Annotated in this window: 15 protein-coding genes; 11 read left to right on the top strand and 4 right to left on the bottom strand. The window is 72.9% G+C overall.

Annotation, left to right across the window (positions count from 1 at the left end; genetic code table 11):
• The first annotated feature begins 8 nt into the window (after positions 1 to 8).
• On the top strand, positions 9 to 413 hold the full coding sequence (locus AABA78_RS33275; protein ID WP_338269370.1) for a cytochrome C oxidase subunit IV family protein: 405 nt from the start codon (positions 9 to 11) through the stop codon (positions 411 to 413).
• A 7-nt stretch (positions 414 to 420) separates the two neighbouring features.
• Here the strand turns inward: AABA78_RS33275 and AABA78_RS33270 are convergent, their stop codons facing one another.
• Together AABA78_RS33270 and AABA78_RS33265 are read right to left on the bottom strand one after the other, a co-directional pair.
• Positions 421 to 1,722, bottom strand: a complete 1,302-nt coding sequence (locus AABA78_RS33270; RefSeq protein WP_338269368.1) for a DUF2254 domain-containing protein — start codon at positions 1,720 to 1,722, stop codon at positions 421 to 423.
• 106 nt (positions 1,723 to 1,828) lie between these two features.
• Positions 1,829 to 2,377: a hypothetical protein gene (locus AABA78_RS33265; RefSeq protein ID WP_338269366.1), complete on the bottom strand. Its 549-nt coding sequence runs from the start codon at positions 2,375 to 2,377 to the stop codon at positions 1,829 to 1,831.
• A gap of 228 nt (positions 2,378 to 2,605) precedes the next feature.
• Between AABA78_RS33265 and AABA78_RS33260 the strand changes: the two genes are divergently transcribed.
• The 10 genes from AABA78_RS33260 to AABA78_RS33215 all read left to right on the top strand — a co-directional run bounded on the left by AABA78_RS33260 (position 2,606) and on the right by AABA78_RS33215 (position 9,918).
• A complete protein-coding gene (locus AABA78_RS33260; protein ID WP_338269365.1) occupies positions 2,606 to 2,956 on the top strand; it encodes an enolase-like domain-containing protein in 351 nt (116 codons plus the stop codon).
• Positions 2,957 to 2,980: 24 nt separating this feature from the next.
• Positions 2,981 to 3,265 carry a hypothetical protein gene (locus tag AABA78_RS33255; protein ID WP_338269364.1) on the top strand — a complete coding sequence of 95 codons (285 nt, stop codon included), beginning with the start codon at positions 2,981 to 2,983 and terminating at the stop codon, positions 3,263 to 3,265.
• 10 nt (positions 3,266 to 3,275) lie between these two features.
• Positions 3,276 to 4,157, top strand: a complete 882-nt coding sequence (locus AABA78_RS33250; RefSeq protein ID WP_171414181.1) for an AAA family ATPase — start codon at positions 3,276 to 3,278, stop codon at positions 4,155 to 4,157.
• 143 nt (positions 4,158 to 4,300) lie between these two features.
• Positions 4,301 to 6,583: a hydrogen gas-evolving membrane-bound hydrogenase subunit E gene (mbhE, locus tag AABA78_RS33245; RefSeq protein ID WP_338269363.1), complete on the top strand. Its 2,283-nt coding sequence runs from the start codon at positions 4,301 to 4,303 to the stop codon at positions 6,581 to 6,583.
• A 4-nt stretch (positions 6,584 to 6,587) separates the two neighbouring features.
• Positions 6,588 to 7,031, top strand: a complete 444-nt coding sequence (locus tag AABA78_RS33240; RefSeq protein WP_338269361.1) for an MnhB domain-containing protein — start codon at positions 6,588 to 6,590, stop codon at positions 7,029 to 7,031.
• Complete coding sequence (locus AABA78_RS33235) at positions 7,028 to 7,396, top strand: sodium:proton antiporter (protein ID WP_338269359.1); 369 nt, start codon at positions 7,028 to 7,030, stop codon at positions 7,394 to 7,396. Before AABA78_RS33240 ends, AABA78_RS33235 begins: the two co-directional genes overlap by 4 nt.
• The gene (locus AABA78_RS33230; RefSeq protein ID WP_338269358.1) at positions 7,396 to 8,763 is read left to right on the top strand and encodes a complex I subunit 5 family protein; all 1,368 of its coding nucleotides are present in this window, start codon (positions 7,396 to 7,398) and stop codon (positions 8,761 to 8,763) included. Before AABA78_RS33235 ends, AABA78_RS33230 begins: the two co-directional genes overlap by 1 nt.
• Entirely contained in the window at positions 8,760 to 9,257 is a 498-nt protein-coding gene (locus AABA78_RS33225; protein ID WP_338269356.1) for a Na+/H+ antiporter subunit E, read from the top strand. The genes AABA78_RS33230 and AABA78_RS33225 overlap by 4 nt, the downstream gene beginning before the upstream one ends.
• A 14-nt stretch (positions 9,258 to 9,271) precedes the next feature.
• Positions 9,272 to 9,559, top strand: a complete 288-nt coding sequence (locus AABA78_RS33220; RefSeq protein ID WP_338269355.1) for an MrpF/PhaF family protein — start codon at positions 9,272 to 9,274, stop codon at positions 9,557 to 9,559.
• Entirely contained in the window at positions 9,556 to 9,918 is a 363-nt protein-coding gene (locus AABA78_RS33215) for a cation:proton antiporter (protein ID WP_338269353.1), read from the top strand. Before AABA78_RS33220 ends, AABA78_RS33215 begins: the two co-directional genes overlap by 4 nt.
• Here the strand turns inward: AABA78_RS33215 and AABA78_RS33210 are convergent, their stop codons facing one another.
• The gene (locus AABA78_RS33210) at positions 9,919 to 10,386 is read right to left on the bottom strand and encodes a hypothetical protein (protein ID WP_338269352.1); all 468 of its coding nucleotides are present in this window, start codon (positions 10,384 to 10,386) and stop codon (positions 9,919 to 9,921) included.
• A 3-nt stretch (positions 10,387 to 10,389) separates the two neighbouring features.
• The gene (locus AABA78_RS33205; protein WP_338269351.1) at positions 10,390 to 11,328 is read right to left on the bottom strand and encodes a proline dehydrogenase family protein; all 939 of its coding nucleotides are present in this window, start codon (positions 11,326 to 11,328) and stop codon (positions 10,390 to 10,392) included.
• Positions 11,329 to 11,334 lie beyond the last annotated feature (6 nt).

The following is an 11,334-nucleotide window of genomic DNA, read 5'->3' as shown; positions in this document are numbered from 1 at the left end:
GCGGGCCCGTGGCCGAGGACGCGGTGGAGAAGCCCGGGCGTCAGCTGGGCGTGGCGGGGGTGCTGCTCGTGGGCGGGGTGCTGCTCGCGCTGACGGCGCTGACGTACGGGCTGCACACGCTGCCGCACGGCGCGTGGTCGCTGCCGGTGGCGCTGCTCATCGCGGGGGCGAAGGGGCTGCTCATCGCCCTGTTCTACATGCACCTGCGCGAGCAGCGCGCGAGCAACGGGCTGGTGCTGCTCACGTCGGTGGTGTTCGTGGCGGTGCTGCTGGCGGTGTGCGTGCTGGAGACGCGCACGCGCTTCCGGCCCACGATTCCACCGGGGCCGTTTCCGGTGGAGGCCCTGCCGGGAGCCATGGCGGACCCGAGGAGCGCGAGGCCGCCGGAGCCCGCGGGGCCGGTGAATCCATAGGGCTGGCTCACCTGGGGCCGTGGCCCTGGGGGCTGGGGCGGCGGGCCATGGCGGCGTCGCTCGCGTCCTGGAAGGAGCGCTCGATGCTGGCGTCCAGCAGGCGCAGCTGCCGCTCCAGCTCCTCCCGCCGGAAGGCCGGCGCCACGCTCAGCAGGTCCGTCACGAGGAAGCGCAGGCGCCGGGCCACCTGGAGGTCCCCCGCGCCGAAGAGGCGGATCTCATCCACGGCGAGCCGCACGTAGGTGTCCCAGTCCGGCCGGGGGCACAGCAGCCGGAGCGTGCCGGCGTCGTCCTGGCGCGAGGGCGAGGGGAAGCGCCGCTGCACCATGCGGCGCAGCAGGTCGTGCAGCGGGTCGATGGCCTGCACCGCCGTGGTGGGGTCGTTGATGCCGGGAGACAGGGCCCGCTCCGCCACGTCCACGAGCTGGCGGAAGCCGAACGCGGTGTCCTGCTGGAGCGTGCGCTCCGCGCCCGTGCCCACCGCGTCCGTCAGGGCCTTCACGTCCAGCTTCCCTGCGTCGCCCCACACTTCGAAGAGCGGCGCGCCGTGCGGCACGAAGTCCCCCATCCTCGGCACCAGGCCCACCATCACGTCCGCCTTCTTCGCGCAGGCCATCAGCCGGGACTCGTCCACCGTGACGAGCACGCCGGAGGGCTTCCCGTGCGGCACCACCAGCGAGGGCGGTGCCAGGGGGCGCTGCAGCTCCGGCTCGCGCGTGTCCTGCCCCACCCCTTCCGGATACATCCGCTCCAGCGTGGCGCACGTCTCGTCGTGGATGCGGCCCAGGATGACGACGGCGCGGATGGACTGGGCGACGTGGTGGATGAAGAAGATGAACGCGCCCACCGAGAGCAGCACCAGCACCAGCGACAGCCAGACGGACAGCGACGGCACGTGGGCCTGGATGTGCAGCTCCTCGGACGTGCCCCGCACGCCGCGCAGGGTCAGCAGGGCGTAGACGAAGGTGCCCACGAAGATGCCCAGGGTGAGCTGGCTCTGACGGTCGCTCAGGAACGTGCGCAGGATGCGGGGGGAGTACTGGTTGCTGGCCTGCTGGAGCACGAGGATGGTGACGGAGAAGACGAGGCCGGAGAACGTCATCATCGACGACGCCACGGTGGAGAGCACCGAGCGCGCGCCCTCGGGCCCGCCGCGGAAGAGGTACCAGGCCTGCTCCGTCTGCGGCAGCCGCGCGTCGAGCGCCTCCGCCCCGGAGGACAGGGCGATGGCTGCCGCCACGCAGAGGACGGGGAGCAGCCAGTAGCTCGTGCCCAGGGTCTCCGCGAGGCGCGTGGAGCGCAGTCGCATGAGAATGCTCGGGGCCGCTCCTTTGCTCATGCGACTGACGTTATGCACGCCGGGCACCCGCCACGCGCAGCGAGGGGCTGCCCGCCTGTCAGCCGCAGGGAAGGGCTCAGGCCTGCTGCTTCAGGAGCTGGAGGCGGCGCCGCAGCCGGTCCGCGCGGGTGAGGACGTCTCGCAAGGCGGGCACCGTGCCGAGCGCCGCTCCGAAGGCGAGGTGCAACAGGAACAGCAGCGCGGAGGCACCCTCGTGGGCCAGCGGCGGCGAGCCGAAGGGCAGCATGAGCCGCGTCATCATCAACCACACCCCCATGCCGTAGAGCACGCCCAGGCAGAGCGCCGCGACGGCGGTGCCCCGGCGTGGCAGCAGGAGCGCGAAGCCCGTGGCGAGCCCACCCGCCACGGCGAGGTGGATGAACAGCCCGAGCAGCACCCCGAGGGCCCCGTGGGCCGAGCCATCGCGGAAGAACAGACCTGACACGAGGAGCGCCGGCCGCCAGGGCTCGCCGTGCAGCACGCCCGAGAACGCGCAGCCGAGCACGCCCATCGCGAAGGCGCCCAGTGTCCCCGCGAGCGCGCCAGGGAGCACGGCGTCGCGCACGACGTTCCAGGGCTCCACCGCCCGGTCCACGGCCTGGGTCCGCTTGCGTCCTCCTCGCATCCCCGTTCCCCCGAGCGGCCCTCACCTCGCGGCTTCGCCTTCCGCGCCTTCTGGCCCTCCGGCCTCAAGCTAGGAATGGCCGCTCGCGAGCGGGAGACGCGGGCGCGCCGTGGGCCCAGCCCCGGTGACGGCCCCGGCCGCCTGGGTTCATGGAGCGCCCGGTGCGGCTCCCGGACAGCGGGCATGCGAGACACCCCGCCTCGCTGCCATCCCGCGCCTGGCTTCACCGTGAAGCCGTCATCCGTCCGCCATGACAGCGCCGCCGCGCCCATCGAGCGGGTCGACGTCTCCGCGTACACCGTGCCCACGGATCAGCCGGAGTCCGATGGCACGTTCACGTGGACGTCCACCACGCTCCTGCTCGTGGAGCCCGTGGCCGGGGGCCAGCGCGGTCTGGGCTACACGTACGCGGTTCCGGCCGGCGCCGCGTTGATCCGTGACATGCTCGTCCCGCTGCTCGTGAGCGAGGACGCCTGGGGTGTCCCGGCGCGGATGGCGTCGCTCCTGCGACGGGTGCGCAACGCCGGCTCGCGCGGCCTCGTGGCCCGGGCCCTGTCCGCCGTGGACACCTCCCCATGACAACGACCTTCCTGGACACACGGCGTGTTTCAGGCCTGCGGCGAAAGGGTCATCCTTCCGAAGGTGCGCGGGGCTTCCGGAGACACGCTGCTCATCGCGGACGGGTTCAGCTGCCGGGAGCAGATCCGCCAGGCCACGGGGCGCAAGCCGCCGCACCTGGCGCAGGTGCTCCAGAAGGCGCTGCGCCGCGGCGAGGTCGTGCCGCGGTCCGCCACCGCCCGGCCTGGTCTCCTGGAGGGCGTGAAGGACCTTCACGCGGAGCATGGGTCCGACTGGAGCCATGGACGGCCCCTGGGGGGAGGCCGCTAGGCTTCCGGCTGTGATTGCCTCCGTTCGCTTCGAGCACTTCCGGTGCCTGCTCCACGTGCAGCTCGCCCTGGAGCCGATGACCGTCCTGGTGGGGCCCTCGGGCTCGGGGAAGACCTCCCTGCTGGAGGGGCTCCAGCATCAGCTCGCGTACGAGCCTTCGGACTTCTGGCGGCGGGATGAATCGCGTCCGCTGCGCATCGAGTGGACGTACGCGCACGGCGACCGCACGCGCGTGGAGTATCCGTTCAGCGTGATGGACACGCTGCCCGGCCAGGGCCACTCCACGCAGCAGTTGTCGTTGAGCATGGAGGCGCTGCGCGAGGGTGGCTCCTCCGCGAAGGCGACGTGGCTGGAGCGCAAGGGCGGCAACCTGGCGAGCGTCTTCGCGGCGCTGCCCATGTCCACGCGGGACGTCATCTCGCGGGAGCTGGCGACGCGCGTGCCGTCGTTGTCGGACGTGGACGTGTCGCGCGACCTGGAGGACCGCTCCTTCCGGCTGCGCTTCCGCGACCGCTGGAGCCCGGACGTGTGGTTCGGTCCCGAGCACGTCTCGGACGGGGTGCTGTGGCTGCTCGCGTTCCTGGTGCTGCCCTACCAGCGGCCGCTGCCGGAGCTGCTCACGCTGGACGAGCCGGAGCGCGCCCTGCACCCGGGCCTGATGCGCGAGGTGCTGGAGCTGCTGCGCGCCATGACGCGCGGTGAGTCCACGGGAGGCCAGCCGGTGCAGGTGGTGCTGGCCACGCACTCGCCGGACCTGCTGGAGCACGTGCGCCCGGAGGAGGTGCGCCTGCTGTCGCGCGAGCCCGCGGACGGCTCCGTGCGTGTCCTCCCCGTGCCCGCCACCGCGCTCCACTGGCGGCGCGAGTGCCGGGAGCTGCTGGACACGCTGTAGCACCGGGCCCCCGGCAGGGCCCGTGCTGTCCACCAGCGCACGGCCCCCGCTCCACGAGTGACCTGGGGGTGACGCTCCGCGCATGGGGCTGACGGTTGTGTGCCTGCGTCGGCGGGCCACTCCTAACGTGGGCGGCTCCGCCCATGCCCCTCCTCCTGCCCATCCTCCTGGCCCTGGCGTGCGCGCCGCTCGCGTACGTCGCGGGCCGGTGGCGTCCGGGCGCGGCCGCCTGGATGGGCGCGGCGGGGGCGCTCGCCGCGCTGGGGGCGCTGGTCCATGAGTGGACGACGCAGGCGCCCGCGCGCCTCGTGCTCCCCTGGGCTCCCACGTGGGGCCTGTCGCTGGAGTTCACGCGCGACGGCCTGTCCGGCCTCTATGCCGCGCTGGCGCTCGGCATCGGCGCGCTCGTGGTCCTGTACTCGCGCGCGTACATGCCGCACCACCTGGCGGAGGAGGGCCGGCCCGCGCGCGACGAGGTGCGCTTCCAGGGGCTGATGCTCGCGTTCATGGCCGCCATGGTGCTGCTCGTCACCGTGGATGACCTGCTGCTGCTGTTCGTGGCGCTGGACCTCACCACCATCATCTCGTACCTGCTCATCGGCTTCGACCGCGAGGACCCCGAGTCGCGCGCCGCCGCGCTCCTGTCCCTGGTGCTCACCGGCGCCACCTCCGTCGTCTTCTTCGCGGGCGCCATGGCGCTGGGGCTCCAGTACGGCACCTTCTCCCTGCCGCTCGTCATCGAGCGCGCCGCGCACAGCCCCGCGTCCACCGGCGCGCTGGTGTGCCTGGCCGTGGGCGCGCTGGGCAAGAGCGCGCAGGTGCCGTTCCACTTCTGGCTCCCGCGCGCCATGGCCGCGCCCACGCCCGTGTCGTCGTACCTGCACTCGGCCGCGATGGTCGCCGCGGGCGTCTTCCTCCTCCAGCGCCTCTACCCGCTGTTCGCCCCGGCCACGGAGGTGCGCGACGGCCTGCTCGCCATCGGCTTCCTGTCCATGGGCATGGGCAGCCTCATGGCCCTGGTGGCGGATCCGTTCAAGCGCGTGCTCGCGTACTCCACCATCGCGCAGTACGGCTACGCGCTGGTGCTGGTGGCGCTGGGCTCCGAGGGCGCGCCGCTCTACGTCGCCATCCACGCGCCGTGCAAGGCCGCCCTGTTCCTCACCGCGGGCGCCGTCACCCAGGTCACCGGCAAGAAGAAGCTGTCGGAGGTCAGCGGCCTGCGTCACTCGCTCCCCGTGCTCGCGGCCGCCAGCGCCGTGGCGGCGGCGGGGCTCTCCGCGCTGCCCCTCACCGTGGGCTTCTTCAAGGACGAGGTCTTCTTCCACGCGCTCGCGCGCAGGGGCCCCGCGTTCATGGCCGCCGGGCTCGTGGGCGCGGGCCTGACGCTCGCGTACACGCTGCGCCTGTGGTGGGGCCTCTTCGGAGGGCCGCGCCAGGACGCGCCCGCCGCGCCCCGGCTGCTCGTGGCCCCTGTCGTCGTGCTCGCGGCGGTCATCCTGCTGGGCGGCCTGGTGCCGGGGCTCCTCGTCGAACCCGCCCGCGCCGCGGCGGAGGCGATGCGCGGCGAGCCCTCCACGCTGGAGCTCGCGTACCACCTGGACGCGCGCGCGGAGAACCTGCTCGCCGTGGGGGCCTGGGCCCTGGGCGCGCTGCTCTTCGCCACGCGCCACGCCTGGACGCGCGCGCTCTCCCGGGGGCTGGCGGCCGGGTCCCGCGTGGGCGCCGAGCGCGGCTACCGCCTGCTGCTGCACCAGCTGGACCGGCTGTCCACGTGGCTGCACGAGAAGGAGGTGCGCGACCTGCGCGACCGGGTGGCGTCCGTGCTGGTGCCCACGGGCCTGCTGGGCCTGGCGGTGCTGGGCGTGACGCCGCTGCGCGACCGCTTCAAGGTGGGCCCGGTGGGCTGGGCGGACGTGACGCTGGTGATGGCGCTGGCCTTCGCGTCCGCCGCCGCGCTGGCCACGCTGCGCGCGAAGGGGCACCTGCGGCTGGTGCTGCTCATCTCCTGCGTGGGCTTCAGCCTGGCCATGGTGTTCGCCTTCGCCGCCGCGCCCGACGTGGCCCTCACCTCCGTGCTGGTGGAGACCACCTTCACGCTGCTCTTCGCGGGCCTCCTGGCCCTGCTCCCCCGGGCCCGCCTCGAGCGCGCCCAGCACGAGGCCCAGAACCCGCGCGGACGCGACCGCCTGGCCGCGGCGGTCGCGGGCGCGAGCGCCTTCCTGCTGAGCTGGAGCGCCCTGTCCCATCTGCACGCCGACCGCGTGGGTGCGCGCACGGTGCAACTGGCGGAGGCCGCGCACTCGCCCAACGTCGTGGCCGCGGTGCTCACGGACTTCCGGGGCCTGGACACGGTGGGGGAGATGAGCGTCGTGGTCGCGGCGCTCCTGGGCGTCACCAGCCTCTTGCGCCTGAAGGGGAGGCGCTGAGGCCATGATCTCCTTCGTCCCGCCCCTGTCGCGCCTCTTGCTGTGGCCGTCGTTGATCATCGCGCTCTCGCTCTGGCTGAAGGGCGGCGCGTCGGTGGGCGGCGGCTTCCCGGCCGGGGCGCTGGCGGGGCTGGCGGTGCTGCTCCAGTACGTGGTGACGGGCCGGGACCAGACCCGGCGCTACGTGGCGGTGCGGTACGCGGCGCCGCTGGCGGGCGTGGGGCTGCTGCTCGTGGTGGGCACCGCGTTCCTGCCGGTGCTGGCGGGCTACACGCCCATGACCCTCTTCCCCCGCCCGGACCAGGCGGAGGTGGGCGTGGGGGGCCTGCACCTGCACACCGCGCTCATCTTCGAGGGAGGGCTGATGCTCATCGTCTTCGGGCTGGTGGTCACCGTCATCGACCGCTTCGCCCTGCGCACCGGGACGCAAGAGGAGTCCGGGCCATGATCCTCATCGCGTCCCTGGTGGTGGGCCTGCTGTTCGCGTGCGGCGTGCGCATGGTGCTGGAGCGGGAGCTGGTGCGCGTGGCGTGCGGCACGGTGCTCATCACCAACTCCAGCGTCCTGCTCATCCTCGCGGGCTCCTTCCCGGAGCGGGGCGAGGCGCTGAGCGTGCGGCCCGGCTGGCCGGTGACGGACCCGGTGCTCCAGTCGCTGGCGCTCACCGCCATCGTCATCGGCTTCGCGGTGTCCGCGCTGCTGCTCACGCTGGTGCACCGCACGCAGCGGGCGCACGGCTCGCTGCGCACGGACCGGCTGGTGGAGGCGGAGCTGAAGCGCGTGCACGCCGTGGAGCCGGGGGAGGGCCACTGATGCCGCTCTGGGGACCGCTGCTCCTGCCGTGGGTGATGGGCGCGGTGCTGGCCTTCCTGGACGGGCGCCGCGCGTGGGTGGCGTGGCTGGCCATCGCGGGGCTCGCGGGCACGCTCGTGTGCACGGCGTGGCTGTTGCCCCAGGCCTGGAGCGCGCAGGCGCCCCAGTTCGTCACGGGGGACTGGCCGGTGGGCGTGGGCATCCGCCTGCGCGCGGATCAGCTGTCCATCGTGTTCGCGCTGGTGTCCACGGCGGTGCTGCTGGGCACGCTCGTGTACGAGCACGTGGCCGGAGGCATCACGTCGCGCAGCTTCCCCGCGCTGGTGGTCTTCATGGGGGCGGGGCTCACGGGGGTGTTCTTCACGTCGGACGCGTTCAACTTCTACGTCTTCTTCGAGCTGGCGATGACGTCCGCCTTCGCGCTGGCGTCGTATGGGGAGAAGCCCCGCAACCTGCGCGCCGCGTTCACCTTCGTGGTGGTGAACCTGATGGGGTCCACGCTGTTCCTCTCCGCGGTGGTGATGCTGTACCTGACCACCGGCACGCTGGACATGCTGTCCATCATCGCGTGGGGACAGGCGGGGCCGCCGTTCGCGCTGATGGTGCCGGGCACGCTGCTCTTGTGCGCGTTCGGGGTGAAGCTGGGCTTCTTCCCGTTCCACTTCTGGGCGCCGGCGGTGTACCGGGACGCGGGCCCCACCGTGGCGGCGCTGCTCGCGGGGGCGCTGGCGAACATCGGCAGCTATGGGCTCCTGCGCTTCGGCGCGGACGTGCTGCCGCAGGTGCTGGCGCAGGCCCGGCCGCTGCTGGAGATACTGGGCGCGACGAGCATCCTCTACGGCTCCGTGCTCGCGCTCTCCCGCCGGGACACGCGCGAGGTGCTCGCGTACGCGTCCATCTCCCATGCGGGGCTCATCATCGCCGCGCTGAGCCTGGCGGGCCGCGAGGGCCTGTGCGCGGCGGTAGCGCTGGCGCTGGCGGGCTCCGTGGACAAGACGGCGCTGTTCCTGGCGCAGGACCGGGGCGGCGAGCGGGCGCGCAGGGCCTACTCGGTGGCGGCCTTCAGCACCGCCGGAGTGCCGCCCACCGCGGGCTTCTGGGCCAAGGCCTGGCTCTTGCGAGCGGCGCTGGAGCAGGGGCACGCCTGGCTCGCGGGGCTGGTGGTGCTGGCGAGCGCCCTGTCGCTGCTGGCCCTCTTCCGCGCCTACCAGCGCGAGCGGTGGTTGAGGGAGGGCGCGGCCCTGCACCGGGGCACGGGCGCGGTGGTGTACGCGCTGTCCCTGGCGCTCATCGCCGCGGGCCTCTGGCCGGAGCCGCTCCTGCGCGCCGGACGCGACGCCATCCAGGGCCTGGGGACGCTGCCATGAGCCTCCGCACCCTCGTGCACATGCTGGCCCTGGCGCTGCTGTACGCGCTGATGGTGGGCAGCTTCCACCCCGTGGACCTCGCGCTGGGCGCGGTGCTGGCCCTGGGCGTGATGCGCCTGTTCCCCCTGGCGGGCCTGCCGCCGGTCCTGGAGGCTGGCGAGCACTGGCGGCGCACGCTGCACCTGCCCCGCTTCGGCTGGGCCCTGGCCGTGCTGGTGACGCGCAGCTGCTTCCAGGTGCTCAGGGTCATCTTCGGCCGCGGCGACCTGGCGGACCGCGCGGGCGTGGTGGACGTCCCCATGGGCGAGCGCACCGCGCGCGGCGTGCAGGTGTCCTCGTGGGTCATGTCCCTGGCCCCGGGCACGGTGCTGCTGGAGCTGGACTGGGAGAGGCGCGTGATGCGCATGCACGCGCTGGACGCGTCGGATCCGGACCGGCTGCTGCGGCAGCAGGACGACTTCTACCAGCGCTACCAGCGCGCGGTGTTCCCGTAGGGAGGCGGCCTGCGATGCACGAGACCTTCTTCACCCTGGCCATCGTGTGGATGGTGGGCCTCTTGGGCGCGCTGGTGCTGCTGGCCTCGCGCCAGCGCTCCTCGGCGGACATGCTCATGTCCGTGGACACCCTGGGCCTGGTCATCTGCGCGGTGCTGGCGCTGTACGGCGCCACGCGCGGCGAGGCCGGCTACCTGGACGCGGCCCTGGTGCTGGCCCTGCTCTCCTACGTGCAGACCGTGGCGGGCGCCCGCTTCCTGCACCACGGCCGCACCTTCCACGACGAGGAGGACACCCGATGATGTCCGCCGCCGTGCAGTGGGTGTCCGACGCCCTGGTGGCGCTGGGCCTGCTCTTCATCACCGCCGCCATCATCGGCATGTACCGGCTGCCCTCGGTGCTCACGCGCGTGCACGCGGCGGGCGCGGTGCCCTTCGGCGGGGCGCTGGTCATCATCGGCGCCACGCTGGCGACGGCGGACGGCTGGCTCTTCTTGCGAGGGCTGCTCGTCGCCGCGTTCCTGATGCTCACCATCCCCAGCTCCGCCCACGCCATCGCCTGGCTGGCGGAGAAGCGCCCGGAGCTGGCCCACGACAAGGGCCGGCGCGGACGGCCCGGACATCCGAGGAAGGACGCGCCACCGGAGCCGCCCGGCGGTTGATCAAGGGGTCGTGGGTTCCTCCTTCACCAGCCAGCGCATCGTCGCCTCGGTGACGACGCCGAACACCGCCGTCTGCGCGAACAGCCAGGCGTGCTCCGCGCGCGACCAGGTGTTCGCGAGCGCCGTCGCCTTGAACACGGGGAAGGCCGCGCGCTCGAAGGCCAGCACGCCCAGGCCCAGCAGCACGCCGCTGTGCAGCAGGGTCCACTTCGACGTGCGCCTGCGCACCAGGCCCCAGCCCATGCCCAGCAGGGGGCCATAGCCCGCGCGCAGCGCGAAGGCCCACCGCGACGCCTCATGCCGGGACAGCTTCCGCCCGAACAGCCGGCCCAGCACGTGCCGCGCGATGTTTCGCGCGGCGTAGGGCGGCGCGTGTCCCAGGGTGGCATTGCGCACGCTGACCAGCACCCCCAGGGCGCCGGTGCCCACGGCCCCGGCGACATACGCGGCGGCGTAGGGGTTCCTCATGGCCTATCCCTTCATCAGGTTGCGCATCACGAACCACAGGTTGGCCGGGCGCTCCGCCAGCCGTCGCATGAAATACGGATACCAGTGCTTCCCATACGGGACATAGACACGCACCGGATGGCCTTCCTTCACCAACCGCTCCTGCAGGTCGCGCCGGATGCCATACAGCATCTGGAATTCAAAGGCGCCCTTGGGCAGATGCTGGCGCGCGGCGTACTCCAGCGTGGCGTCAATCATCCGCTCATCATGCGTGGCGATGCCGTGATACACGCCGCTGTCCAGCAGGATGCGCATGCAGCGCACGAAGTTCGCGTCCACGTCCTTCTTGTCCGGGAAGGCCACGTCGGGACCCTCCAGGTAGGCCCCCTTGCACAGCCGGATGCGGACGCGCTCGGCGCACAGGGCCTTCGCGTCCTCCTCCGTGCGCCGCAGGTAGCTCTGGAGCACCGCCCCCACGTGCGTCTCCCCGAACTCCGAGTGCAGGTCCCGCACGATGTCCAGGGTCACCTGCGTGACGGCGCTCTCCTCCATGTCCACGCGCACGAAGGAGTCCCGCGCCGCCGCGTCCGCCACCACCGCCCGCGCGTTCAGCAGCGCCAGGTTCCGGTCGAACAACAGGCCGCACTGCGTGAGCTTCAGCGACACGTTGGCCTTCACGCCCACCTGGTCGATGCGCGCGAGCAGCCGCTGGTAGTGCCGCACCTCGTCGCGCGTCTCCTGGGGCGAGCGCACTGCCTCGTTGAGGTGGTCGAAGCTGGCCAGCAGCCCCTTCGCCGTGAGGGCCCGCACCGCGTCCACCGCCTCCTCCAGCGTCTCCCCCGCGATGAAGCGCGACGCCAGCTCGCGAAAGGGTTTGAGCCGCGTGGCCACGTCCTTGAGGTTGGACTGGCGAGACAGGAACAACAGCGCGGAGCGGGACAGGTGATCGGCGGCGGTCGTCATTGCGGA

It is taken from the genome of Corallococcus caeni (assembly GCF_036245865.1).
Taxonomy (GTDB): domain Bacteria; phylum Myxococcota; class Myxococcia; order Myxococcales; family Myxococcaceae; genus Corallococcus; species Corallococcus caeni.
This window is presented reverse-complemented; position numbering and strand designations above follow the sequence as displayed.

Excerpts from the sequence above, each read along its gene's own strand:
- AABA78_RS33240 (WP_338269361.1), top strand. The coding sequence starts at position 6,588 with ATGATCTCCTTCGTCCCGCCCCTGTCGCGCCTCTTGCTGTGGCCGTCG.
- AABA78_RS33205 (WP_338269351.1), bottom strand. The coding sequence starts at position 11,328 with ATGACGACCGCCGCCGATCACCTGTCCCGCTCCGCGCTGTTGTTCCTG.
- AABA78_RS33235 (WP_338269359.1), top strand. The coding sequence starts at position 7,028 with ATGATCCTCATCGCGTCCCTGGTGGTGGGCCTGCTGTTCGCGTGCGGC.
- AABA78_RS33215 (WP_338269353.1), top strand. The coding sequence starts at position 9,556 with ATGATGTCCGCCGCCGTGCAGTGGGTGTCCGACGCCCTGGTGGCGCTG.
- mbhE (WP_338269363.1), top strand. The coding sequence starts at position 4,301 with ATGCCCCTCCTCCTGCCCATCCTCCTGGCCCTGGCGTGCGCGCCGCTC.
- AABA78_RS33220 (WP_338269355.1), top strand. The coding sequence starts at position 9,272 with ATGCACGAGACCTTCTTCACCCTGGCCATCGTGTGGATGGTGGGCCTC.
- AABA78_RS33225 (WP_338269356.1), top strand. The coding sequence starts at position 8,760 with ATGAGCCTCCGCACCCTCGTGCACATGCTGGCCCTGGCGCTGCTGTAC.
- AABA78_RS33265 (WP_338269366.1), bottom strand. The coding sequence starts at position 2,377 with ATGCGAGGAGGACGCAAGCGGACCCAGGCCGTGGACCGGGCGGTGGAG.
- AABA78_RS33210 (WP_338269352.1), bottom strand. The coding sequence starts at position 10,386 with ATGAGGAACCCCTACGCCGCCGCGTATGTCGCCGGGGCCGTGGGCACC.
- AABA78_RS33270 (WP_338269368.1), bottom strand. The coding sequence starts at position 1,722 with ATGCGACTGCGCTCCACGCGCCTCGCGGAGACCCTGGGCACGAGCTAC.
- AABA78_RS33230 (WP_338269358.1), top strand. The coding sequence starts at position 7,396 with ATGCCGCTCTGGGGACCGCTGCTCCTGCCGTGGGTGATGGGCGCGGTG.